11 protein-coding genes are annotated in these 25,370 nt (G+C 69.4%); 2 read left to right on the forward strand and 9 right to left on the reverse strand.

All coding sequences use genetic code 11. The annotated features are described in order from the left end of the window. Positions 1 to 2 precede the first annotated feature (2 nt). The 8 genes from ACIBK6_RS23775 to ACIBK6_RS23810 all read right to left on the reverse strand — a co-directional run bounded on the left by ACIBK6_RS23775 (position 3) and on the right by ACIBK6_RS23810 (position 23,664). Positions 3 to 16,397 carry a hypothetical protein gene (locus tag ACIBK6_RS23775; protein ID WP_399053335.1) on the reverse strand — a complete coding sequence of 5,465 codons (16,395 nt, stop codon included), beginning with the start codon at positions 16,395 to 16,397 and terminating at the stop codon, positions 3 to 5. Between the two features lie 107 nt (positions 16,398 to 16,504). Continuing rightward, entirely contained in the window at positions 16,505 to 18,982 is a 2,478-nt protein-coding gene (locus tag ACIBK6_RS23780; RefSeq protein WP_399053336.1) for a phage portal protein, read from the reverse strand. Then, positions 18,982 to 19,332 carry a hypothetical protein gene (locus ACIBK6_RS23785; RefSeq protein WP_399053337.1) on the reverse strand — a complete coding sequence of 117 codons (351 nt, stop codon included), beginning with the start codon at positions 19,330 to 19,332 and terminating at the stop codon, positions 18,982 to 18,984. The genes ACIBK6_RS23780 and ACIBK6_RS23785 overlap by 1 nt, the downstream gene beginning before the upstream one ends. Before the next feature lie 40 nt (positions 19,333 to 19,372). Further along, complete coding sequence (locus ACIBK6_RS23790; protein WP_399053338.1) at positions 19,373 to 19,765, reverse strand: hypothetical protein; 393 nt, start codon at positions 19,763 to 19,765, stop codon at positions 19,373 to 19,375. 237 nt (positions 19,766 to 20,002) lie between these two features. Beyond that, the gene (locus ACIBK6_RS23795; protein WP_399053339.1) at positions 20,003 to 20,287 is read right to left on the reverse strand and encodes a Scr1 family TA system antitoxin-like transcriptional regulator; all 285 of its coding nucleotides are present in this window, start codon (positions 20,285 to 20,287) and stop codon (positions 20,003 to 20,005) included. Between the two features lie 36 nt (positions 20,288 to 20,323). Beyond that, positions 20,324 to 20,971, reverse strand: coding sequence for a pentapeptide repeat-containing protein (locus ACIBK6_RS23800; RefSeq protein ID WP_399053340.1), 648 nt, complete (start codon positions 20,969 to 20,971; stop codon positions 20,324 to 20,326). Beyond that, positions 20,952 to 23,132: a hypothetical protein gene (locus ACIBK6_RS23805; RefSeq protein ID WP_399053341.1), complete on the reverse strand. Its 2,181-nt coding sequence runs from the start codon at positions 23,130 to 23,132 to the stop codon at positions 20,952 to 20,954. Before ACIBK6_RS23805 ends, ACIBK6_RS23800 begins: the two co-directional genes overlap by 20 nt. A 139-nt stretch (positions 23,133 to 23,271) precedes the next feature. Beyond that, positions 23,272 to 23,664 carry a DUF6507 family protein gene (locus ACIBK6_RS23810; protein ID WP_399053342.1) on the reverse strand — a complete coding sequence of 131 codons (393 nt, stop codon included), beginning with the start codon at positions 23,662 to 23,664 and terminating at the stop codon, positions 23,272 to 23,274. Positions 23,665 to 24,024: 360 nt separating this feature from the next. Between ACIBK6_RS23810 and ACIBK6_RS23815 the strand changes: the two genes are divergently transcribed. Beyond that, positions 24,025 to 24,219 carry a hypothetical protein gene (locus tag ACIBK6_RS23815; protein ID WP_399053343.1) on the forward strand — a complete coding sequence of 65 codons (195 nt, stop codon included), beginning with the start codon at positions 24,025 to 24,027 and terminating at the stop codon, positions 24,217 to 24,219. 19 nt (positions 24,220 to 24,238) lie between these two features. Here the strand turns inward: ACIBK6_RS23815 and ACIBK6_RS23820 are convergent, their stop codons facing one another. Further along, positions 24,239 to 24,463 carry a pyridoxal-phosphate dependent enzyme gene (locus ACIBK6_RS23820; RefSeq protein WP_399053547.1) on the reverse strand — a complete coding sequence of 75 codons (225 nt, stop codon included), beginning with the start codon at positions 24,461 to 24,463 and terminating at the stop codon, positions 24,239 to 24,241. A gap of 348 nt (positions 24,464 to 24,811) precedes the next feature. Here ACIBK6_RS23820 and ACIBK6_RS23825 point away from each other — a divergent pair, with 348 nt between their 5' ends. Continuing rightward, positions 24,812 to 25,255, forward strand: a complete 444-nt coding sequence (locus tag ACIBK6_RS23825; protein ID WP_399053344.1) for a helix-turn-helix domain-containing protein — start codon at positions 24,812 to 24,814, stop codon at positions 25,253 to 25,255. Positions 25,256 to 25,370 lie beyond the last annotated feature (115 nt).

A 25,370-nucleotide genomic window follows, 5' to 3' on the forward strand; every position in this document is an offset into this window, starting at 1 on the left:
CTTCATCGCGTGGCGAGCAGGCCGAGGAGGAACGCTCTCAAGTCGTCGTCCTCGTACCAGTCGCCGGTGAACATGGCCTGCAGAGATCGAGCGAGGCTGTCACCCGTGTCCGTCTGCGTCAGCTGCCGGTGCTGATGCAGGAGGCGCCCCAGGGCACTGTCGTCGAGCGTGCGGGCGCCGGGCCGCCCGGTGTGCGTACGGGTGAACCAGAACACTCGCTGTGCGGCGTCCAGGTCCGGGAGGTGACCGGCGAGGTGCTGCCCGAGGACGTATCCGGCCGTGCCCAGCCCCTCGTCATCGAGGTCGGCGATCGTGGCGCGGCGGGCGTCGGGCTCGTAGCGGGCTTCGTCGCCGTCCACGGCGGTGAGCCTGCGCCCGTCAGGCGTGGCGAGCCAGTCCCGGGGGATGAGGCGCTGCGCACCGGGTACGGCGCGCTCGGCGTCGGGGGTGGTGTCCGGGCTGAACACGATGCCCGCGTTGCCCTGGGGGCCGAGATCGCGGATGCCGGCCAGGGCCGCTGCGACGGCGTCGGGCACCGCGGCGGCATAGCGGGAGCGCAGCTCCTCCCACTCACGGCGGGCGGCCGAGGCCTCCATGCGGGCAGCCGCTATCTCCACCTCGACGTCCGGGTCCTGGATGGTGCTCGTCGTGCGCGCGGCCTGGAGGTTGAGCAGACGCCGCTCCGTTGCGGCCATGTAGTCGTCCGCGTGCTGGAGCGTGCCGTGCGGGTCGTGGCCGAAGTCGTCGCCGAGCGTGTCGGCCAGACGCCGGGTCACCTCCCGGTCGACATCTGCGCCGACCGACCGCAACGCGGCCATGTGCCGCAGCGCGGTGAGGCCAGGCCCGCCGTCGGCGGCGCGGTCAGGTATCCACCGGGTCTCGCTGGAGCGGCCGGGGAGCCTGCCCGCGGCGAGCTGCGTCCATGTCGTGGGCCTCCACCAGGAGACGCGACGAGACGCCTGCCCGAAACGGCCGCGTTCGGGCAGCAGGCCCGCCCACTGCGACACCCTCGCGGCCAGCGACTCGCCTTCGACGTCCGGAAGGTCGAGCGCGGCGTTCAGGCGCGCCAGACGGCGGGACTCCGGCCAGTCGCGGACCCGGCGCACCAAGCGGCGCAAGAACGCCTTCAGGCGGGAGATCCGGTCACGGCTGTTGTGCCACAGCTCGGCGATCTTCCGACCGACCGCCTTCACCAGCTCGATGAGGCGACGCCCGATGCTCCCCAACAGGGCGATTGCCTGGGCGAGGAAGCCGGGCTGCGGCCCGTTCCCCGGGGCTGTGGCGGCGGCGCGGCGGACGATGCGCTGAGCGGTGGCCTGGCGGGTGCCGTTGAGCTGCGCCGCCAGGAGCCGGGTCAGCGCGGCGGTGTCGGCCGGGTCCGTCCCGGTCTCGCCGAGCTGCCGCAGGAGCGAGGTCACCGCGTTGTTGACGTGGGTGGTGGCGTCGTCGGACCCATGGATGTCCGGCGCGCTACGACGACGCGACGACGAGGAGGGATCGGCCTGGTCCGGGATGAGCCGCAGCAGGTCTGCCGCGCGCTGGGCCAGGTCCTCGTTGGACTCGCCGGGGAGGGGTTCGAGGTCGTTGACGGTGCGCAGTGCGGCTCGGACGGTTCGCTCGTGCGCCTTCTCTCGGGCCCGGCGGAGGGCCTGTTGCACAGAGGCGCGGTCGCGGCCGGTGATGCCCGCGGCGGTCAGCGCGGCGTTCCCTTCCTGGCGGGCCGCGTTGCGGGCGTCGTGCAGGGCCTCGGGGGTCAGGCGCTGGGCGATCTGGTCGCGCAGCGCATGAATCTCGCCGGGCGGTTCGGTCCCGGCCACGGCCTCGTCGATGATGCGCACGGCCACCGTACGGCTGTGATTCGAGACGATCTGGCGCCGCACTGACGCAATCGGCGAGTTGGGGTCACGCGGGGCCGGAGCGGGCGCCGAGTCCGGGACGGTGCTGTCGGTGCTGACGGGAGCGGGCTCGGGGAGCTGCCACACGGGCATGGCCGCGTGGACGAGGCGACGCTTCCACTGCCGGTTCTCGTCCTCCAGGAGGAGCCTGCGCACCCCGCCGGGGCCCTCCTCCACATCGAGGACTCGGTAGACGTGGACCTCGTCGCCACGGCGTTCGTCGGGCATGGCGATGACGTCGCCTTCGCTGATCTGCGCGGCGTTGGAGGGGCGTGGGCGGTCGAGGCCCTCTGGCGCGGTGCGGCCGGCGGCGAGGTCGAGGTGGTCGGCGGCGCGTAGGGCAGCCCGCCCCTGGGGGGTGGACGGGTCCGCGTTCGCCCGGAGCTGCGCGGCGAGGGCAGCGGCCTGGTCCGGGGTGACAGGGAGGTCGGCGCCGAGCCGGGCGGCGGCCTGCTGCGCCTCGGGGGTGTCTTCGGGGGTGGTGCCGTTGTCGGCGATGGCGTCGCGGTCGGCCGGAGTGAGGTCCGGGTCGACCGTGGGGCCGGTGACGGGGTCGAGGGCAGGCAGCGGCTGGTGGACCGTGAGGTCGTCGGCGGCGCTGGGGGCGTCGTCCGGGCCAAGGTCGGGGGCTTCGCCGTTCGGCCCTTCGGCCTTGTGGACGACGGCCGTTGCGTCCATGTCGATGGTGCCGAGCTCGCCCGTCGTGGTGTCGGCGTAGTCGAAAGTGATGCGGTCGCTGTCGCGGTTGGTGTCCCGGATCTCCACTGTGGCCGGGGTGCCGTCGAGGTCGAGCACGATGATGTCGCCCGTGGTGACCTCGTCGGCGGTCGGCTGGCTGATACCGGTGATGGGCGCGGTCGCGGGGGTGTCGTCGCGGACTTCGCCGACGACGCGGAGGTCCGCAGCGCTGCGGGTCACGGTCCCGTCAGCGGTGGTCACCGTGATGCGGTCGCCGTCGGTCTCGTCGACTGGGCCAAGGAGTGCACCACGGTCGTCGGCGACGACGTGGCCGGGCCGGATCCGCTGGCCCGTCGTGGTCCAGCCCTCGGGCCGGGCGCCCGTCGATTCGCTGATGTTCAGGGAGGACGGGGCGACGTTGTTGTCCGTGTCGCCGTCGGCCCACCGTACGGACACGGTGGCGTCGGTGACCCCGGTGACGGTGCCTGCACGGTCGCCGTTCCCGGTCACCGCGGTGCCGGGGAAGAGACCGCGGCCGCGGGCGTCGGTGGCGATGGTGTCGGGCAGGGCACCGCTGGCCACAGCGCCTTGGGCACCGCTTGCCGGGGCGCCCGGGGCGGGGGCCTTCGGTGCTTCGGCGCGGGCTGCGCTGGCGTGGAGCGGGGTATAGACGACGCCCCGAGCGCCACTCTGGCCGTCGGGGTTCTCACCGATCGTCGTACGCCACATGTCCCCGGTGCGGCCCCGGCGGGTCACCGTGACCCGCTGTGGGGAGTCGAGGACGTATCCGGCGCGGGTCACGGCGCGGCCGCGCTGGTTGGTTCCGTCGATGCGTGCCATGTCGCCGGGCTGGAGCTGGTCGACGCTGGCCCAGTGAGCAGGCTGTCCGCCGATCGGCTCCGGCTCGGCGGCCGGCCGTTGGCGCCTTAGCGCGTCCTGGTCCGGCGCGGCTTCCCCTGCCGGCCGGACCGTCGTGGCATCCGAAGGAGCCGGTGCCTGCGGGGCGTTGGAGTCGGGGCGGCCCCCGGAGCGGGCGTTCTGGTCATTGTCCCGGCTGTTGCCGCTGTGCTCGCCGGGACGCGGCTTGCGTCGTACGACGCCCAGCTCCAGGCGCGCGTCATGCGGGCTGTCGGTCTGCCCGTCCGGACCGGTCCAGGTGATGTCGGCCGGGTAGCGGTAGTAGTCACGTGAGGCGAGCGCCTGCATGCCGGTGGGGCTCCAGACCCGTGACTGGTCGTCAGTGATGGTGCCCCGTGCGGTGCCGAGCGGGTGCGCGCCGCCGCGCAGGGAGTGGGCGGGGTCGACGGCCAGCGGGAAGCTGACTTCGTCCCCTGCCTGCAGCTCGGCGGGATTGGCGAGCACGGTGTAGCCGTCGGCCTCCTGCTGCTGGTGCCAGGCGTCTGCCTCCTGCCGCCATGTCCGATGCTCGTCGGCGCGGGCCGCGTCGAACCGCCACTGGCCCTCGCGGCTCGGGTTCTGGGCCAGGACGCGGGCCATGGTCTCGGCGAGGCTTTCGCCGTCCGGGCCGCGGAACGTCCGGGCGCGCTCCATAGCGTCGGGAGCGTCCCACGGGAACGGGTTGCCGTCGGCGTCCCGAACCTCGGCTTCGAGGGTGTTCGCTGCGTGGAGCGCGTCCTTGAGCGTGCCGAGCCCGTCCCCGTGCGCCTGGAGCAGCGGCAGCAGACCGCCGGGGGTGGCCACGGTGAAGCGGCGGTTGTTCTCCTCGCCGTGCCGGGCCGAGCGGTTGCCGTGCACCAGGAGCCGACCACCACGCGAGAGCCGGGTGTGCTTGTCGTCGGCGATCTCACGCTGCTCGGCGGGGCTCGGCGGGCGGGTTCGGCTGCCTTCGTCGAGCGAGGAGGGGTCGAGCTGGCCGTTGCGCAGGTGCTCACGTACGGCGTTGAGGTTGGCGAACCGGGGGGTGGCCGGGTCGTACGCGGCAGGGGCAGGGGCAGGGGCAGGGGCAGGGGCAAGCTCCGGCGCAGGTCCAGGGCTAACGCTGTTGCCCGGCTCGGGATCGGCGACGGTGTCCGGCGCGGGCGCGCCCTCACCCGCGACCATGTCCGAGGCACCCGCGTTCTGCCGCTGTGCCTCCTCATGCCGGTCGCGCTCGACACGCTCATCAGCGCGGCGCTGCTGCTTGAACTGGTTATAGGTGAGGCGCCCCCCGTTGTCGTCGAACCATTCGAGCAACTCCTCGCTGGCGTAGTCGCGCCACCGGCCGAACCGGGACAGGCTGCCGCCGGAGAACAGGTCACGCTCGCCGACGGGAGGGAGCCGCCTGCTGTTGCGGCTGAAGAAGTAGCCGTTGGTCGCATCAAGGGCAGCCGCGTACCGGGCCTCGTCGGCCTCCTGGAACTCGCGCTGCAGACGCTCCTCGCGCGACAGCGGTCGCCGGGTGACGTCCGTGTCGCCGAAGCCGAGAGCGGCATCCATTGCCTCGCCGCGCTGGCGGACTTCCTCGGCGCTGGTCGGAGCCGTGGCCGGGATGGCGTCGCGGACACGCTGATCAGCGTTGTCCCGGCGGTCCATCTCCGCCATGACCCTCATCTGGTCGCCTTCCGACAGGCCCTGCCCCCACGCTGCGGCAAGGTCGTGGTCGGACATGGCAGTCAGGTCGTCCGGCAGCGCGGTGAGCTTGGGCGCGGCCTCGGGGGTATCGGTGGATTCGGGGGCGGGTGCAGGGCTTTCGTGGTCTTGCTGGAAGGCGTCGCGGGCCGCGTGCAGGGCCTGTGGCAGGGGCCGCCCGTTGCGGTCGCGCCATCGGGCGATGGTGTCGGGGCTGAGCGGTTGGTGCCAGTCGAGTGGCTGCCCGTCGGCGTCAGTGATCTGCTCGAACCGGTCGGCGAGTTCGCGTGCCTCGTCGGCATCGCGGGCCGCGAAGGTGATCTTGCCGAGGCGGCCGCCGTTGCGGGACTGCGCGAAGCGCCACTGGTCGGGGGCGTCGGGATCGCTCCAGGTGACCAGCCCGCCGCCGGAGGACAGGGTCACGGTCGGGTTGTCCGCGAGCTGGGCAAGGAACTCCCGCCGCTCAGCGGTGTTCTCCTCCGTGGTCAGTCCGGCACCACGGCGCCAGACGTCACGCAGCTCCTCGACGGTACGGGGATGCTCAGGCCGCGCTGCACCATCTGGTGCTCCGCGGTCTGCCGCGTCATCGTTTCCGGTGCGGTTGGACAGGTCCGGCAGATTCGGCAGGCCGCCCGTGGGCAGACCGGAGCCGCCCAGGCCGCCCGGCCCCGCGCCGTTGCCGCGGCCTCCACGCCGACGGCGACGGCGGCGGTCATTCTCGTCATCCCGGCTGTCGGTGCCGGCGTCTCCGGGGCGGGGCTCAGCCGGACCCTCGGGGGTGCCCGGGGACTGCGCGCCGTCCGGCCCCGTGCCCGGTGTGCCGTCCGGGCCCGCGCCGTTGGTGTCCTGGTCGCGGCGGCGCCGTTCGTCGCGGGGCTGCTCCTCGTCCGGTTCGCTGCGGGCGGGCCGCTCTGACTCCGGGGCGTCTTCGGGGGCAGCTGTCTCGCCATCCGGAGACGTGGTGCGGTCGCCGTCCTGCCTGCTCGGCTCACCCTCGTCGACGGGCGCGGAAGCGTCCGGCACCGGGGCCGTGGCATCGTCCACCGGGTCGGTGCGGTCGCGTGCCTGCTCGCCGTCACCAGACTGCTCGTTGTCGACGATCTCCTCGTCCGGATAGCGCAGGCGCAGCTCGGCGTCTCGGTTGTAGTAGCGCTCCTGGCCATCGTCGGTGACGATGCGGACCCGCCCGCGGCCGGTGAGCCGGGGCGGTTCGGCGATCGTGCGCGTACGGCCGTCCGCGTCGGTGTACCGGTCTCCCGCTTCCAGGTCGGCAGGGTTACGCATCTGGACGGGGCGCAGGTCGCTGGTGTCGCGTCCCTCGTGGTCCGCGAACATGTCCGGGGTGCCGAACACGTCGTCGGGCCGGTCGAGCGGGTTGTCCGGATCGGCAATCTGGGGCGTGGGGGCCTGCGGCTCGTCGACGTCGAAGAGACCACCCTCGGGCGCGGCAGGCTCCGGCTTGGGCGCAGGCTTCGGGGTACGCCCGGCCCGGCGGTCCTTCTCGGCCTCCAGAACCGTCATGCGGGTGCGGTCGAGGCCGGTCAGCTCGCCGTCGGCCATCTCTCGTTCGACCAGGGCGACAATCTCGTCGGCGATCTCCTGGTCCGTCATAGCCGACGGCGCGCGGGTGCCTTCGGGGCGTATGGCATCGAGCTGTTGGGCGACCTCGTCGCGGTCGAGGGTGACCGTGCCGTCGTCCGCCGCCGTGCTGTCCGTGTCGGGCGAGTTCGGCTCCTGGCTCGGGGTGCGCCGCTGCTCGGCAGGCGTGTCCTCGCCGTCGTCACCGGGCGGGGTAGAAATGGGCGGCAGATCCTGGCCGCCGTCATTGCCGCCGTCACCCGCCGCTGTGTTCCGAGCGAACGGCGTCTCATCAGCGGGGGCGTCGTCCGTGCGAAGCCCATCGAGCGTCCGGGAGACCTCACCGGCCGGCAGACGGTCCCGGTCTGCTTCCGACTGCTCGGGGTGCTCCGGGCGCTCGGGCTCGGGATGCTCGCGGTCGAAGTCCTCAAGCGTGAGCACTGAGTTGTCGACGGCTCCCTGGAGCGGTACCCGAGCGGCGCGGCGCTTCTCGACGATCTCCTTGCGCTGCGCCTTGGTCAGCTTCTTGTCGAGGTCGTCCTCATCGATCTCGGGCAGCTTGTCGAGCTCGGCGACCCTGCCGACCACATCGTCCAGCAGGTTCGCGCGGGCCCGCGCGTGCTCGATCTGCGGGGTGAGGTCAGCTGCGGCCTGCGAGGACTGCAACAGGGCTATTTGCTCGTCGAGTTCGGGCAGGCGTGCCCGGTCAGCCTGCTGGAGTGCATCGGCCTTCTCCAGGGCGTTGGCCAGGCGGGTGATCAGGCTCGAACCGGCGCCCTTCTTCCGCAGGTCGTCCGGGCCTCGCTCGAAGTCGGAGCGCGCGAGGTCAGGGAAGCCGACGTGCGCGACGAGCGCGCCGTCCGGGCGGCGTTCGGTGCGCACCCCGATGTCGAGGCCGCCGAACTGCCCCAGGATCTTCCACGGGCCGATGCCGTCGCGGTCGTGCTCCAGAAGCTGGGTGGTGACCTGCCGGTGCAGCGCCGCGGCGGCATCCGAGCGCTCGTTGTACGACAGGCTCCCAAGGCTCATGGCGAAGGTGTCGCGGACGTTGCGGATGCGGGGCAGGGCCTGGTCGCGGCGTGTGATGCCGTCGTGGGTGTCGGTGAGTTCCTGTTGCAGGTCGGCCAGGGCCTCGGTGCGGCGGACGCGTTCGGCGGCCTCGTTGTGCTGGTCGATCTCCAGGTCGCGCAGGGTCCGGCGGGCCTTCATGAGCTGGCTCATGTAGGGGTTGCCGCCGATCTCGGCTTCCATCGTCTCGTAGTCGGGGTAGTCGACGTCGAGTTCGGTGACGGTGTCGCGGGTGTCGCTGTCGGCCATCTCCGGGCGCTGGATGTCGATCAGGCCCTCCGCCTTGGAGGCGACGAATCCGGCTTTCCAGCCGTCGAGGCTGCCCTTGGTGGCGAAGATGTCGATCTCGACCTCGGGGTTCTGGTTGCCGTACCGCAGGATGCGGCCGTTGCGCTGTTCCATCTGCGCGGCGCCCCAGTCGAGATCCACGTGCGTCAGCGACACCATGCGGTTCTGGGCGTTCATGCCGGTGCCGGCGATGCTGCTGGAGCCGATGAGGACGGCTATGTCACCGTCGCGGGCACGGCGGAACAACTCGGCCAGTTCCTCGGGCTTGCCCGACTTCTTGTGGTCCTGGACGAAGGCGATCTTCTCGGCGGGAATGCCGCCCTGGACCATGAGGTCGCGCAGCTCCGCGTAGGCGTCGAAGCTGCCCCTGTTGTCACCGCCCGGCACACCCTCGTTCAGGAAGATCATCTGGAGGGCGCCGGTGACGGGATGGTCCTCGTCGCTGCCGTAGTACGTCTTGTAGACGCGGTCCTTGTGGCGGTGGTATCGCTCGACGTGCTTGGCCGCGACCGCGCCCAGCTTGTTGCCCGCCGAGGCCTTCGGGTCGACGAGCCGGGGGTCCAGGGCGACGGAGGTGCCCTCGTTGGACACCGTGAGCATGTTGTCGTCGACCAGGTTGCCCTTGCGGTTCCGGATCTGCTGGGGCTCGCCGATGTGAATGGCGCGGCCGCGGCCGACGAGGGTCTTCAGCCGCTTGGCCTGGTCCTTGGTCGAGTCGACCAGGATCAGGTTGGGGCCGCCGTCCTTGACCCTGGGCCGGGGGATGCCGACGTCGTCGGCCCGCTTGGTATCGGCGACCAGGCCCCACATGGTCTTCATCGCGCGGCGGTTGTGGAACTCGGCGAACCGCTCCACGACCCGCAGACCGGACCCGTCAGGTGCGTTCTCGATGCGCAGCGTCTTGCGGCCGAATGTCGCCGCCCACAGGTCCGGCGCCCCCGCCTTGTAGGAGTCGAGGACCCACGGCGCTGCCAGGGCGAGCATCGTGTACTGCTCGGTGATCGAGTTGGACAGCGGCGTACCGGTGGCCAGAGTGACGGTCGCGCGGCCGGCACGGCGACGGTGCAGGTCCGTCAGCTTCTGGTGCAGGTCGATGCCGCGGAGGGTCGCCGGGTCGCCGCCGCCTTCCTTCGAGCGGAAGCCGACTCTCTTGTACCGGTGAGCCTCGTCGACGACGGCGTAGTCGAACCCGAGGTCGTCCCAGTACGACTGTCCGGGCGTGCGCATCGGCGCCGCGTTCTTGCTGAGCCGGTTCTGCAGCGTCGCGATGCGCTGCTCGATCTTGGCGACGATGAACGGGTGATTGGGGTTGTCCGCGTCCTCGTACTGCCGGTCGAGCTGCTCGCGCAGGTCCTCCAGAACGCGGAACTCGTAATCGTCCTGCGCCTCCGGGCTCATCTTGATCGACCCGAAGGCGGGCTCGGTGAAGATCACCAAGTCCGACTTGTTGGCCCGCAGCCACTCCAGCGTGCTGTCGCGACGCCCGTCGGCGAGGTCCGCCGACGTGATCAAGTGGATGTCGGCGTTCGGGTACAGGAACCGGGCCTCGTCGTACCACTGCTGCGCGAGGTGATCGGGGACGACGGCGAACGGCTTCTCGATCTGCCCCGACGCCTTGAGCGCCTGGGTGCCCATGACCAGCGTGGACGTCTTGCCCAGGCCCACCTCGTGGGCGAGGACCACCGACCGCTCGAACTGCATGCGCGCGGCGCCAGAGAGCTGCCAGGCGTGCGGGGTGCGTTCGGGGGTGATGCCGTCCAGGGACGGGCTCATGCCGTCGTACGAGCGGACGACATGCCCGTTCATGACCTGGTTGTAGGAGTCGGTCAGCCGCGTGAGGCGTTCGGCATTGGCCGTCGCGTACTTCGCGAACTCCGACCGCATCTGGTCGGCCTTCTGCCGGACCAGGCGGGACGTTTCCTCATCGACGTGCTTGCGCTTGTCGTCGTGGTGGATCGTCAGCGAACCGTGGCCGAGGATCGCGCGAGCGATCTCAACGGCCGACTTGCCCCGGGTGCCCTTGGCCTCGTCGGCCGCGACGCCGTACAGGACGTTGTTGGCCTGCGGGACCTTGCCCGTGTAGAGCATCCAGCCGTAGCGGTCGTCATGAGCGACGCGCAGGGTGCGGTCGCCCAGGTACTCGCGCAGGAAGTTTTGGAGCAGCTCGGGCGGCGTCCAGTGCGCGCCCATTTCTGGGGTGAACTCGCCGATGGTGCGCTCGGTCGGCTGGACCGCTTCGAGCGCGGCAACGTTGACGGCGAACGCCGGGTCCTGCTCGGCGGCGCGGCGCGCGGCGGCGAGCTTGTCGCGGACGGGCCCGGACAGATAGGCGCCGGCCAGCTCCAGGCGTCCGGTAGACGGATCGGTGAAGACCTCTGTCCCCAGCGCCCGGACAGCGTCCTGCGGGTCCATGTCGAGCAGGCGGGAGATCTCGCCGAGGTCGACCTCCCCGGTTGCGGCGACGACCGCGGCCAGAGCCGTCTTCGGGTCTTCGGTCCGGGAGAGTGGCTGGCGGCGGGCTGCGGCACGTTCGGTGAAGACGCGGGACAGGACTGGCTCGCCCTTGTCCGCGTCCCACCGCTCCAGTGCGAGGACGGAGCCGGCGTCCGGGTCGGAGCGGAAAGCGCCGTAGGCGGTCGGGGTGCGTTCCTCCGTTCCGTCCGGCCGGGTGCCGGTCTTCATGGAGCGGAACTGGCCCGGCTTGGACAGAGGCCCGTAGGTGTTGACGTACGCGGTGTGGAGATCGCGGAGTTGGGCGCGCAGCTTCTCGGCGCGCTCGTCCTCGTCGTTCTTGCGGTCCAGCGCGCGCAGCTCGGCCGCGACGTCACGGAGCTGCATCAGGGAGCGGAGCTGTTCGGTGCGGCCGTCGGAAGGCTCGACCAGTACCGGGTTGCCGCCGTTGACGTGCTGGTAGAGCTTGCCGTCGTCGCCTTCGTAGAGGCGGCCGGTCCAGTCGGTGGCGTGCTTCTCCCGCGCGGTCTGCAGGAGCACCGGCGCCCGGTTGTCGCCGTCGGGATGCGGCTCGTAGCCGTTGCCGTCGGCCACCGACTGGGCGGCGATCTCGTGTAGTGCGTCGCGGAGTTGGTCCGCTGCGTTGGCCGGATTGCCCCTGACGGTCAGGCGCGGGCCGTACGGGGACGACTCAGTGGTCAGATCCCCGAGGATGTGCTCAGGGTGCTCCGTGAAGTAGGCGTTGACGTGCTCGCGGACGTCGCCGATCTTCCGCTCGGGGGCGTTGAGCCATTTCGTGTCGCCGGGCTCTTCGCCGTCGGCACGGCGCCGCAGCACCAGCACGTCGGTGACGACGCTGGTGCCGGCGTCGTTGAAGACCCCGCTCGGCAGGCGCACGGCGCCGATCAGGTCGCCGTACTTTGCGATCTGCTTGCGGGCCTTGTCGCCCTTGGAGTCCAGGGTGTGCCGGGAGGTGATCAGCAGGGTGATGCCGCCCGGCCGGGTCAGCGCCAGTTCCTTGGTGATGAATCCGTTGTGCAGGGACTCGGCCGGATACCGCTTGTCGCCGAACGGCACTGAAGCGAAAGGGACGTTGCCGATGCTCGCGTCGAACGTGCCCGGGTGCGCGTCGGTCTCGGCGAAGTTCTCGTTGAGGACGTTGGCGTCCGGGTAGATCGCGCGGGCGATCCGTGCGCTGGTCGGATCGAGTTCCACGCCGGTCAGGCGGGCGCCGTCGGGGGCGGCGCCGAAGAACGTGCCGCTACCGGACCCGGCCTCCAGGACGTCACCGTGCTCGAAGCCCAGCTCGCGAAGGCCGTCCCACATCGCTTCGGCGATGGGCTGCGGCGTGTAGTGCATGGACAGGGTGCCGCGGGACGCCTGCCGCCACTCCAGCGGTGTGAGCTCGTCGGAGAGCATGGTGCGCAGGTCGCGGTACTCCGCCCAACGGGCATGGTCCTGCGTGAACTTGCCGTACCGGGCGCCGCCCTGCTGGTAGCGCGGCTCTTTCTCATTCGGCTCGGCCGCGAACATGATCGGGACCGAGCCCCAGCCCGTCCAGCGGGCCAGGGTGCGCTTCTCCTGGTCAGTAGCCGGGCGGTTGTCCCGCTCCAGCCGCTTGAGGACCCGGATCGCCTCAACGTTTGCGGAAGCCCGCAGGATCGGGCCCTTGGTCGCGGCATCCGCCAGGTCGGGCCTGAAGCGCGCTACATGTCGTACACCGCGTCCTTCATCGCCTGCAGATCCCGCATCTCCGGACTGAGCGTCTGCGTCTGCTCGGTCTGCGGCTCCGGTTCGGGCAGCAGATCCCGCAGCACCATCGCGGTCGCGTCCGCCCTGATCTGCTTGATCTGGCCCGCCCTCGACTCGTACTCCGCCGCGGTCGGCACCGTCTGCTCCAGCGCTTCCTCGGCCACCAGGATCGCCGTCTCGATCTCCCTGCCCTTGTTCAGGAAGAACGCCTCCGGGTCGGTCATCTCCGCCAGCTCCAGCGGCCGGTACTTCGTCCAGTGGTCCCTGGCCACCTGGCTGTAGATGCTCACCATCAGCCCCTTCGTCTGTTCCGAGAGCCGCACGCAGGGCTGCCTGCTGCGCCTCTATCTCCTGGCGGGAGATGACCTTGCGGTCGTCGTCCCCGCCATCCTTTCGTACTGCCGTGCGCTGCGCGTCGATCGTGTGCAGCGCAGCGTTGATGGAGGCCAGGCGCGCCTTGGCCCACGACCGGTCCGACGAGTCCAGGTCGCGGTCGCTGGACCGGAGCATCATCTCGCGGGACAGATCCTCGGTGACCCGCTGGAACTCGGCGAGCAGCCCCTCGGGTACCTCCAGGTTGGCGCCCTTGCCGATCTTCCCGGTAATAGGGTTCGTGCCGTCCGACCAGCCGTAAGAGTGGCCCTTGAACAGGTCGTAGAGGGCACGGCGTTCCGGCGTCGCCGAGTTGAAGCTGTCCGCACGGCGCGAGGACTTGTACAGCTCGACGAACATCTTCGGCACCCACACCCGGCGCACGGAGCCGTAGTGGCGCACCGACTCCGTTGCGGGATCGGAGTCGTAGCTGTCGACGATCGCGGCCAAGGCCTCGGTCATGCTCGGGAAGGCACCCAGGATCCCGCCGAATCTCTGACGCTGCGCGTTCCAACCCGCTTTTTCGCCGCCCCCGTACGGAGAGTCGTGGGTGCGGTAGCTGACCTTTCCGTAGTCGTTGCCATCGACCTTGATGGAAGAGCCGTAGCCGCTGCGGAGCGGGTCTTCAGGAGCGTCCGCCCGGCCGACCTTCTGCTCCCTGCCCTCGGCGCCGCGCCGGTTCTGCTCGTCGAACAAGGCCTTCAGCCGCTCATCCAACGCCTCACGTTCGCGGCCGCGAGCCTGGTGCTGGTTCTTGAACAGATCGCGGAACTCGTCCGTCAGCGCCTCGTCGCTCAGCCCGTCTGTCTCGGGCCGGTTGCGGTAGACGCTCGCCTTGCGGTCCTCACGCTCCTCGTAGACCGCACTGCGGCGAGCGGACAGGATCTCGTTCTGTTCCTTACCCAGTTGACGCAGCTTGACGGGCAAACGGAGAAACTCCGACTCCAGAGCCTCGTCGTCCAGCTCCTGGACCGCCGGCCGCTGCTCGATGTCACGGAGCTGCCGGATCTCCTGCTCGGCCTTCACGTCCTCCAGCCGCTCGGCCAGCTGGCCGGCCAGAGCCCGCTCAGGGTTGTCGTCCCCGCTCTCCGGCAGATGATTGGCCGACACCTGGTGCCCTTGGCGTCGGTCCTCCAACTCCTTTGCCAGCGCAGTGAGTTCGGCGTCGCCCAGATCTGATGGCGTGCGGGATCGGTCGATGCGTTCGTTCGTGCGGCGCCGCCGGTCTTCGTACAGGGCCTGCTCATCGTCGGTGAGGAGATCACCCTGCCGAGACCCGTAAGTGCCCCGCTCCCGCTGGGACTCAACGATCGCGCCGTGCAACTCAGCGTCACTCAACGCGGCGGCACGCTCGGCCGGACTCGACTCGGAGTCCTGCCCCCCGTCCCCGGCATCGTCGCTCCGGCTTGCGATACGGCGCCGGTCGAGTTCAGCCTCGACCTTTTGGAGCGAGGCGCGCGCCTTCTGCCTTCGTGCAGGGGTCGTGGCCACCTGAGCATGGATCTTGAGGTTGTCGCGGTGCTCACGCAGGTCCGCGTCCGACATGGCCCGGAGTGTCTTGGCGTCCTCGTCGAGCTGCTCCCGCCGGGGGGTGCTGGTGCTGGAGTCCTCGTCGGTGAAGCGGACGTTGCGGCCCTGCCGGACGAATGCGGCGACGATGTCAGCGGCCTTGCGGTCGCGGGTCTCCGGCTTCCACTGGGTGCCGGTGACCCGGGCCTTCAGGATGGGAGACCAGGCCAGTCTTCCAGCGGCACTCACGGCCCGGTCGTCTCGTGCGTCGTTCTTGATCGTGCCGCGTACCGCGATGATGCGCTTGCCCTTGTGGGTGGTCCAGGCAAGGTGCACATGGTCGGCCTGTGCCGGGTCGGCAGTGGCCAGGTGATGCCGGGCAATGATCTGGTCGGCGATGTTCAGGTTGTTGCCGATGGTGATGTGGACGCCGTCGACCGTGGCGTGCCGGTCGTTGTAGCCGCCGACGACGCTGGCGATGCGGGTGCTGTCCGGGCCGTACACGGTGACGGGCCCGGGATTCCAGGAGGTCGCCCAGTAGCCGTCTACGCCGTCAACCGGCTCGGCGTCTTCGGGCACGCCTGCCGGCCGCCCGTCAGGAGCGGGCGCGGGTGCCTCGTCCGGCTGGCCACCATCGTCTTCGGGCGCACCGTCCGGGACTGCACTGTCGCTGGGTGTGCTGCTGTCGGTCGAGGGAGCCGGATGCTCTGCCGTGTCCGTCTGCGGAGAGGTGGCCTCGTCATCCCCGAAGGGGCGGCGGCGCAGCGTCTCGGCAAGCCGGGCGGTGGCAATGCTGTGCTTCGGCGGGTGCTCCTGGTCCCACAAGGCACGCGCGGCGGTCCACTCCTGGTGGTAGTCGCGCCCCTCCGCGGACCGCCAACTGGCCCGCCCCTCAGCGAACTTGGGGTCGGAGAAGTCGAGGGCGTTGCCGTCCTTGTCCTTGAGGGTGCCGACAATGTGCTCCGCGAAGGCCTTGGCGTCTGCCTGCCGGTCGAACCACCACGGCATCCGCTGGCCGCTGCCCGTGGCGTACAAGTACCAGTCGCCCTCGACCTTGCGAGCGACGAACTGGCCCTCGCCGACGAGCTTGAGGCGCGAGTCTTTGACCAGGGAGTCAAGGTCGCGGGCGGTGCGCCGGTCCGGCTCGTTGGAGGAGCCACGAAGGCCGTCGGCCCGCTGCGTCCAGTTGTCGCGAGCCTGCTGGAGAGTGGTGAACCGGCCGCGCGGCTGGGGACGCTGGGGCGTGGGAGCCGCCGGAGCGCTCGTGTCAGCATCGGCACGGAAGTCCCGGACGGCCCGCCGGATCGCCTGCTCGGGGCCCTCGCCCTTGATGGAGCGCCACGTCGGCGCCCACTTCGCCATGTCCGGGTCGGAGAAGTCGAAGGGCTCGTTGAATTCGCCCGGCATGATGTGCCCGTTGCGGACGTTGTCCTGAACGTACTCGCCCACGGCCGCGGCCTCGGCACGGGTGGCGAAGTCGCCGACGCCGAGATAGCCGCCCGTTCCCGTCGAGGTGAGGTACCAGCGGCCGTTGGAGTCGTCCCGTGTGGTGACCAGGCCGCCCGTTGGCGTGATCTGCAGATCCTCATCTCCGGCCAGGCGCCGCAGCGCCGGAGCGTTTACGCCGGGCTGCTGGGCCAGGCTGAGGAAGTGGCGGCGTACCGCTGCGGTGTCCTCGAACCGGGCCCCGCTCTTGGCCTTGTGGTTCGGGAGCGCCCCGGTGGCGACCTCGTGGTGCCCGTCTTCGGGCTCGTCCTGGTCGTCGCTGTTGTCCGGGCCGTTCCCGTCGTCGGCGCCGATGTCGGTGCCTTCGTCGTCGACGGTGTGCGGCTTGTCGGGGGTGGCGGGGTCACCGTGGTCGTCGCGGGACAGGCCGAGGCCACGCCGATCGTCCGTGCCACGGCGGGCGTCCTCGGCCTCCACCTTGCTCTGGTTCTTTGTGGGGGCGCTGCCGTCAGGGCGCGCCACCATGGTGATCCACCGGGCATTGGTGCTGTGGCGGCGTCCCGTGAACGTGCCGTCGGACGCCTGGTCCTGAACGAGTACGCGGTCTCGCGGGAGCGCGCGCACGACCCGGGCGAGCTTGCCCGACCACAACCTCGCAACTCCACCGGTCTCAATGAACCGGCCCTTGCTGTCCCTCGGGTGCAGGGCAGGATTCCACGGCTGTCGTACGGACTTGGTCTCAAGCGCGCGACTCAGGCTCAGGCCGACCGGGGAGGCGGTGCGATTCAGCATGGCGCGGACCATGCAGGCCGCACGTGGTTAAGGTCGCGCGCTGAAGTCCTGGACCATCCCGGCCGAGATCATTCTTGCTGAACCGTGCAGGCCGTTCGGTTCGTCAGCTACATCGTCTCGGCCGTCTCCTTGGCGACGGGGCCGGTGCGGTAGTGCAGGCGGCAGCGGCAGTTGATGGTGAGAGCGAGGGGGGCGAACGGGTCGCCGGGGTAACGCAGAGTGGCACCGTCAGCGGTGAAGGGGCTACCGACAGGCAGGGTGGTGCCATTCATGGCGCGGTGGGCGGCCCGTACGCGGTCGTCGCCGCGGGTGATCCAGGTGCGCAGCACCCCATGGCCTGAGTGTTCGGCAGCGGCGTCGGTTGCCCCGTTGACGGTGGCCACGGCGCAGGACTCGGCGAGGCCTGCCACCAGACCGGGTGTGGTGGCACGGTAGAACTCGGCGACTGCGGTGGCGAGTTCGTCGATGGTGGCTTCCTCGTGCTGGGCGTCGTCGAGGGCCTGAGCAAGGTCAGTGAGCAGCGCGCTGATCGATTGCCCGGCCATGGCTGCGGCTGCCGCCGCGGCGCCGGCCGCAACTGGGGGGACAGTGCGCTGTCCAGTCAGCGCCGCACTGGCGGTGGAGGCGGTGGTGGCCGAGGTGTGCTGAAGGATCGGGATCAGAGTGCTGGTGGCTTCCTCGGCCCAACGCGAGGCCCCAACCACGCGTTGAACGTCAATCAGGGCGTCCCCGCGGCGCAGGTCCTGCTCCCCGTCCGGTTCCCAGTAGCGGGTGTGCTTACGGGTCTTGGGGGCATGAAGACGGGCGATGACGACTCCTTCCTGCCGGGCCAGGAGCGCGGTGAGCGCGGCAGTGACCGCGACGGTCGCTGTATCAAAGTCGCTGTCGGTGACCTCGTAGCCGCCGGAATCCTCGGGGCCGGGAAGAGCCTTGTGTTCAGGGGAGCGCGCCGACTCCACGTCGGCGGCGGCATCACCCGGCCTTGTCTGCGCCGCCGTGGTGCTCGCGCGGGCGGCGGTCACGTCATCAGCGGCATCGCCGGGCAGGGCCAGCGGAATGCCGTCCCGTGCCTGCGCAACGACAGCGGCGGCCGAGCCGCCCTCGGTACCCAAGTCGTCTCGGGCTTCGGCGACATCGGCGACCGCACTGCCGGTGGCGGGGCTCTCGTGGGCCGCTGCGACTGTCTCGGCCGCCGTACCCTCGTTCGTTGTGGTTGCAGCAGCGAGGGCAGCTGGCTGTCCGCCAGGCATTCCGGGCAGCGCGCCCGCAGCCGGGTCCTGGGCAACACCGAGCGCGGCCGCGTCCTGCTCGTTCGCGGGGACGGGAGCCTTCTGGGGGCTGATCCACAGGGCGCGGGTGTGGGGGACGTTGAAAGGCCGCCGCCCGGCAATCTCGCGGTACTCGTCCACGGTGATCAGCCCGGCGTTCCACTCGGCGCGGGCTTCCTCGCGCCGCTGACGGCGCGGATACTCCAGAGCCTCAACGGGGGAGGTGTTGAAGCGCACCGTCCAGCCGTCGTCCAAGTCCAGGTCGAACCCGGAGGCGATCAACGCCAAGTGCGGCAGTTCGGTGTGCTGCCAGAAATTCCATTCCTCGCGGTCGGCATTCGCGTACGTCCGCTCGCTGGCGTTCCCGATGATGGATTCCGCAACGCCGAAAGCAGCGAGGATCTCGTCCTTGGCGGTCTTCGACGTCGTCTCGTAGGCCATGTCGCGCGGCCGCGTACTGGTGTCGACATAGTTGAGGCCGCCCGGACCGCTGCCGATCACAACGGTTTCACCGGCATGCTGCGCGCCGGGTGCAAACCGCTGCTGAATACGGTCTATCTCGCGCTGGTCGAGACCGTCGACGTCGATGCCAACGAGGCCGGACGGGCGCGCATCGTTGTCGATGAACGAAATGTTGTACAGGCGCGACTTCACATCCAGATCGACGGACAGGCCCGCGGCCTCAAGCGGGGTGACCCCACTGAACGGATCGGTCGGGTGCGGGTCGCGCAGCCACACGACGCGGCTCGGCTCCAGTTCACGAACCCGGCCGTCGTAGGTGGTGAACTCGAAGTGGCTGAGATAGTCGCCGTGCGGATCAGGAACCGGATTGACCCGATTGGGCGGCAGCAGGTCGAGGCGGGTGATCGTGCCCGCGCGGCTGCGAGTGATCTCGACGAACACGCCCTTTTTGGAGAGCAGGAGTTGAGCACTGAGCCGCTTCTTGAACACCGCCGCGGTCTCCAGCGGGTTCGCCCTCACATTCAGCACCCGCAGTAGCGGATGGTCGGTGAGGGTCTCCGCGAACTGCCGCTCATCACCGCCCCGTCCGATCTCGACCCGGAGCGCCCCCGGGTGCTTGGAGATCGCCTCCACGCTCTTGAACGTCCAGATGCTGCGCTCGTAGCCCTCGCTGATGACCCGGTCGAGGTCCCAGTTCTCGGCGCGACCCTCAGTGCCCCATGCCGTGGTGGTCTCCGCGAACGTCATGGAAACGTAGGAGTTGCCGGGCAGCCCGGCGGATTTGGTCTCGGGGGGAGGCGCGGTCGTCCGGGACTGGAGGAGGGTGCGGAGGCTGGGCAGGAACTGGCGCGGCATCAGGCCCTGCCCTCACTGGTCAGCCATGCCCCGGCCGCGATCAGCGCGGAGGCGCAGGCGAGGTTCCCCAGCGGGTGCCAGAAGAGGAAGGCGCAGACGGTTAGAGATACGTATCCGCCGATAGCGACAGTGGCTCCGACCCTGCGTTGAAGCTGTGTCGTCGAGGTGCCGGCGATGAGCCCTCCGGTGACGGCCACCCCCGCCACGGCCGCCATCAGCGCGAGGACGAGGTGGACGACGCTCAGCTCAGCCAGCGTGAACAGCACGGCGAACGCGCCGACGGGGAGGAGCAGCAGGCCGACGAGTTCACGGGCTATCGCCCACTTGGAGGGCGGAGGCTGAGTAGTCACCGAAGCACCGTGAACGGCACCTGGGGTTTGTGTCCCGTCCTCAGCGGGGTCGCGAAACCCCGGACACGTAAGCCGCGATGCCGCGGCGCTGGATCGTGCCGCCCCGGATGATCTTCGCCCCGGGCCCCGGTGCAGGAACCCGCCGCTTCGCCCTGACGGACTGGTCTCCGCCGATGAGATGCCTGTTGTCGACCTTCTCAGCGCAGTCCCGGCCCTTGACCTCGTCATACGGGCGCCGGCAGCCCTTGCAGTACACCTCCAGAGCATCAACGCGCTGTCCGGCCGTGGCCTTGAAGCTGCCGCGGAAGTCAGCGATGCCAGCGACCCGTTGCGCTACCTGGATCTCCGCGGCGACGACCCAGGTGTGTGAGAGGTCCTTGGGCGGCACGCCGGACTGAGCGGGCGGCAACGGCGGCGCTGTCTTCGTCTCCACCTTCCCCACCGGGGCTTGTGACGCCGGAGCGGGCGTCGACGGGAACAACGATTCCTGCCAGAAAGCTCGTCCCGCTCCCGGTGAAAGGGGAGCAGTAGCAGTTGTCACCCATGCCTCCGCGCCATGTCCCTGGTGGGGTTGACACAAAGGCCAACCCCTTTCACAGAGCATTACGTCGAGCAGCCGGGATCTGTTACACCCAGCCGACGGCCGACGGGGGATTTCCGGAGGCGAGTTCTACAGCGCACCCAGCTCGGTTTGAATCAAGGTGCGTGCCTCGTCTCCGTACACAGCACCACGAGCCAGCAGCTCGAAGGCCCGTTGGTAGGCGGTGACCTGCTGACGGTCGGTGTGGGTGGGGTTGTCGCCTAAGTTCTCAAGTTCGACTCGTTTGCCGTCGAAGATGCTGAACGAGTTGCCGGGATAGATGTCGAGTTGGGTGCGGTCGGGGATCACGCCCATCTTGAGTCCTGGCAAGTCGAACGAGTCGCGCAGCCGCTCCAGTTGGGGCCGGTCACCCACTGTGAGGGTCGCGGGTTCCGGGAGGGGAACGCCCGCCTACTGCTGGGGGCTGCCCGGAGCGATCACTTCAACCTGCCCACCCCGCTCACCGATCCACGCCTCGAGTTCCGTGCCGGCCAGCTCTCGGGAGGATTCGCCACTGAAGAACGTGATCGGCCCGAAAACGGTGCCTGTCAGGCCACGCACCACCGTAGCGTCGTCGACTTTGACCCTGAAGCTGTTGTGGAACAAGACCGCGTCGGTCAGGTCCGCTCCCCTCAGATCGACGCGGAAGAGCGAAGCCCCCATGACCCTTGTTCCTCTGAAGCTCGCTCCCGACGCATCGACGCCGTGCAGCGAGGCCTTGACCATGTCGGCGCCGTCGAGCCGCGCCGAACGGAGCACGGCCTCGTCAAGATTCGCCCTGACGAGGTCGGCGCCGGTGAGATCCGCACCGGTGAGATCCGCTGACTGAAGGTCGGCGCGGTAGAAACTCGCTCCCGCTAGCCGCACACCCGCCAAGACCGCCTGGGTGAACCACGAGCTCGTGAAGTCTCCGCCCGACAGGTCCGCACCTCGGAAGTCGTGCTCGATGCCGAAAAGGCTGGAACCCTCCTCGGCCATCCATTCCTGCAACTGGCGCGTCGCCTCAGGGTCAGTAGGGAGCGTCTTCGGCTCCCATTTCTTACGGGTACCAGATGACATGATCTCCCCAACCGTGGATTTCAATAATGCCCTTGATGCTGTCGATCGCCGCTTGATCCGCGTTCCGGACGTCAACAATGACTACGCGATGCAAATCGTCAATCTGCTCGGTAAAAGTTTCCACCCAGGTCTGGGCATGCCTTGCCGGGTTGTACGCGCCCGGGAACGGGCGGGCGAGAAGCGCCGGATTGCGCACATTGTTGAATGGAGGCCAGAAGGAATGGATACCCTTGATGTCATAGTACTTACCAGTGGTCTCGGAATAGAACTCACCCTTATCGGCTACCTCTGGGCGGCGGATGTCCGCCGGGAGGCGCCCCTGCTCCCGCAGGTCGAGGCCGACCCGGGCCTCGTCCATCGAATCCTCAGTGATCTTGCTTCTGTGATCCGGGTCGTGCTTGAGGTGGTCGAATAGTTCTGGAGCCCGCTTCTCTACCTCTTCCAGGTGACCCCAGTGCCCGGCCCGCTCCTCAACCGTCAACTCCGGAATCGGCTCGTTCGCACGCTCGCCGGACGTGTGCTTCTCCGCCTGGCCGTGGCCACCGTTACCGGATCCGTGATCGGCGGAATCGGAGGCATGATGGTCGCCGCCCGCGTTACTGCCGTGGGCCCCGTCGCCGCCATGGGCGCTCTCCGAGTGGCTACCGGCACCCGTACCCGGGGTGTCGCCATGACCACCGCCACCGGAAGGCGTGTGTGAACCGCCTCCACCAGACGGCGTGTGCGAACCCGCACCGCTGCCCAAGCCGCCACCGGTCGGGTGGCCCGCGTCGGTGCCGTGGCCGATCGCGCTAGTGCCGGAGTTATGGCCACTGGGCGGCTCATGACCAGCAGACGGCCCATGTCCCAGGTCATGGGCCGTCCCCCCAATTGCACGCGAACTCCCGTGTCCGAGGCCGTCGGCTATGTGCCCCGCCCCTGCCAGGGCAGGATTCTTGGGCTCGGTGAGGACCGGGTCCGAAGTGGTGGAGTGGCGCAGTCGTGCCAGGTCGTCTGCGGACATTTCCGCGTGGGCCGTGACCTTGGTGCCGTTGGGGCGTGTGACGGTGTACTCGCCGTCCTTGAAGGAGAGCTTGGTGCCGTCGGACCATTCGGCGTAGGTGTCGGTGACGTGGGGGACGTTGGGGTCGTGGGTGAGGTGGGCGGCGTCCGCGAGCGGGCCGATGGACAGGCCCTTGAGGCCCTTGAACACATCGGCGACCTTGACGACGCCGAACTTGCCTGCCGTGAAGACGTACGTCATGGGGTCGACGACGCGTCCTACCTTGCCCAGGACGGAGACGGTCTTGGCGACCGCGCCGCCCTTGGCCGCCGCGCCGGCACCGTCGGTGAAGACAGTTGTCAGCACGTTGAAGGCGACCCCGCCCGCCGCGCGGGCCGGGTTCTTGCCCCACTCGTCGTAGGCGATCAGGGCCTTGCCGGTCTCCTTGAGCGCGGTGCGGGAATCGCGGAACCACTTGGGCATCATGCTGTCAGGGGTGCTCAAGAAGAGTTCGCGGGCGCCTGGAGTCATGACGATGGCCAGGCCCGTGGCGACCTTGGCCAGGCCCTTCCAGGCCTCGCCGGCCGCGTCCCACCCATCGCAGCCGAGCAGGATGTCGATGCCCTTGACGGTGCCCCAGACCCCGTCGACGATGAAGCCGTCCCATACGAAGCTCTTGCCCTGGTGCCAAAGCCAGCTGAGGCCGGTGTATTCGGGCTCCGCGTAGTTGCCCCAGGGGGCGTTGTCCAGGTGGTTGAGGTCGTCGGCACTGGCCCCGTACGCGCTGGTGCCCTTGGGCAACATCTGCCCGCCGCTGAGTTTGCCCAGGACCAGGGTGCTGCCGCCCACCAAAGCGGTGATCTTGTTGTGGCAGGCGATCTCGGCTTCGTAGAACGCCTGCAAGGTGGCCTGGACCTCGTCTTTGAGGCCGTCGTTGCGGTCCCGCTTCGTCTCGTTGCGCCGCCAGTGGTCGTCGCCCTCGATGCTCGCGGTGAACGCGAACGCCTGTCGTTGCAGGTCTTCGAGCTTCTTCGCCAGCGGCCGTACTTCCTGGCTGTAGGCGCTCAGCGCACCGGACACCTTCTCCAAGTTGTCCGCGAAGGCGGCGGTCTTCGCGGCCACCGGCGCGGTCGTGGCGAACAACTGGTCCGCCTCCGGCGCCTTGTAGAACGCCGCCACACCCTGGAAGTTGGAGTGGATGCCCGCTCCGGCATCGCGAAATGCCCCGGCCTCCGTACTCAGGAGCAGCGTGTCGATGTCCAGGCTGTCCAGGTCGCCGGTGAACTGGGGGATACCCGAGGGCACGATCGCTTCGGGGTCACTCACTGCCGGCCCGCTTCCCCGAGAACCCCGGCGGAGCAGGTGTCGGCTCCTCCGCAGCAGTGTGCTGTGCCTGCGCAGCCATCTCCAGATCGCCCTTGACGTACTCGTTGGTCGCCTCGGCCGCCCCGGTCAAGGACTTGCCCGTGCGCTCCACGACGTACCGAAGGTCCTTCTGCCAGTGCTGCATGAACTCACCCAGTGCCGCCGCGACCGGACCGGTCGCCAGCGCCGGACCGGTATACCCGGCCGCAACCGTGCCCGCAGCGGTCGCCGTACGCGGCAACGTGTCACTCAGATTCGTCCCCGCCGTCGACAAACCCTCCGCCGACACCGCCGTCTTCTTCAGCGCACCCTGAACACCAGACGGACTCACATCCCACCCCGTCACCGCAAACTCCCCGCTCCCCCATCCCCGCCCACCGGGCGTCAGCCGGTGGGGTCCCGCAGCCCAAGTCTCCGTGGGCAAGATTCAAGTTCTACCCAATGGGAGTTGCACACGCAACGCGGTTCCGGGCTGATGAGGCACAGATTCGGCCACCCCGGCGGCCATACAAGCTTGTTCACCGTTTAGCTGCAGCGTTCTGCTCTCCAGCGCCGCGCGCAGGACTCGACGGGTGTAGTCCTCCGGCGCGACGTTGGAGGCAGCCGCACCACGGAGGAGAGCTGCGTGGTCATCCTTATCCAGCGTGATGCGCATGGGGTGCCCGCGTACGAGGCCAAGGCTGGTCGGCGTAAACACGGTGTGTAAGTGCTCGTTGAGGAGGTTCGCCAGGACCCGCGGAACAGGGTGACGCGGACACTCTCCGCGGCGAATCCAACGCCCGACACGGGTGCGGTCGACGGCGACGCCATGGTGTCCGTGATCCCGGCGTCGGGCACGGCGACCACGTCGGTGAGCAGCCGCCTGTTGATTTCGAACGGTATGCGGGCGGGCTCGCTGTGACCGAGGCCGTCCGCGATTTTCAAAGGAGTGGTGAGGGTGATGATCCGCGGCGGGTGTCATCGGCACCAGCGGGTTCTACCCCGATGACCCGAAGGCGCGGGTTGTGGGCGGTGGCGGCAAGCGCCGACCCGGCTGCGAGTCCTCCGCCGCCCACCGGAACGATGATCGCGGCGAGGCGGGGGGCTTCCTGGAGCATCTCCCGGGCTGCGGTGCCGGCCCGGCAGTGGGTGTCCAGGGCGTCGATGCGCTGCTCGGAAGGAGCCGCGGAAGTCGGCGATTCGGGCCACGGAGTCGTTGACGACGATCTCGGTAGCGACCACCCAGGTGTGGGGGTGCTGGACGCGGTTGAGGGAACGGACGGTGGGCTCTACGGTCACGTGCTGACCTCTCCCATGAAGAACCGAAGCCCGCTCCAAGGGCCTGTTTACTGTGGGAGACGCGCCAGCCCTCGTCTTCGTTACGTCAAACGGGGCGGGTGAGGCGGGTGCCTTGCTCACCCGTTGATCAACTACACGAGGGGCTGCGCTGGCCTTGCTCCTATCCTGGCCTCTGCGACAGCACCAGCGCTGTCGTAGAGGCCAGGATAGGAACGATGACAGCGGGCGATGCCCAGCGCAGGAGCGATGCCCTGGCACAGGACATCATCGACCGCTACCTCGAAGGTGAGACCGCCTCGAAGATCGGTCTGGAGCTGGGCGTCGGTGAACGGGCAGTCTTCCGGGTGCTGAAGCGCCACGAGGTGCCCGTACGCGGGCCGCGCAAGAAGCTGCCTCTGAGCAATGCAGAGATCTGCCAGCTCTATCTGGACGAGCGGCAGGAGATCCAGATGATCGCCAAGAGTCTGGGGGTCAGCCGCCACACGATCGCCCTGCGGCTCACGGAGTCGGGAGTGCGGCGGCCGGTGGGGCATCGTCGGATGGACTTGCCTGACGCGGAAATCGTGGCTCGGTACGACGCCGGCGAGTCGATCCAGTCGCTGGCGAACGCGTTCGGGGTGTCCCGCGCCACGGTCAAGAAGAGGATCAAGGAGCGCTGATCAGCGGTGTGAGGCCTGGCAGCGCCAGGCTTGGGGCGGCGTGAATCATGCCCCCGGTGGCTACCTAGGGAGTGCCACTGACAACTTTGGGTGATAGTGCGAGGCCATCGGGAAG

Source organism: Streptomyces sp. NPDC050485 (genome assembly GCF_044458185.1).
In the GTDB taxonomy this organism is placed as follows: Bacteria; Actinomycetota; Actinomycetes; order Streptomycetales; family Streptomycetaceae; genus Streptomyces.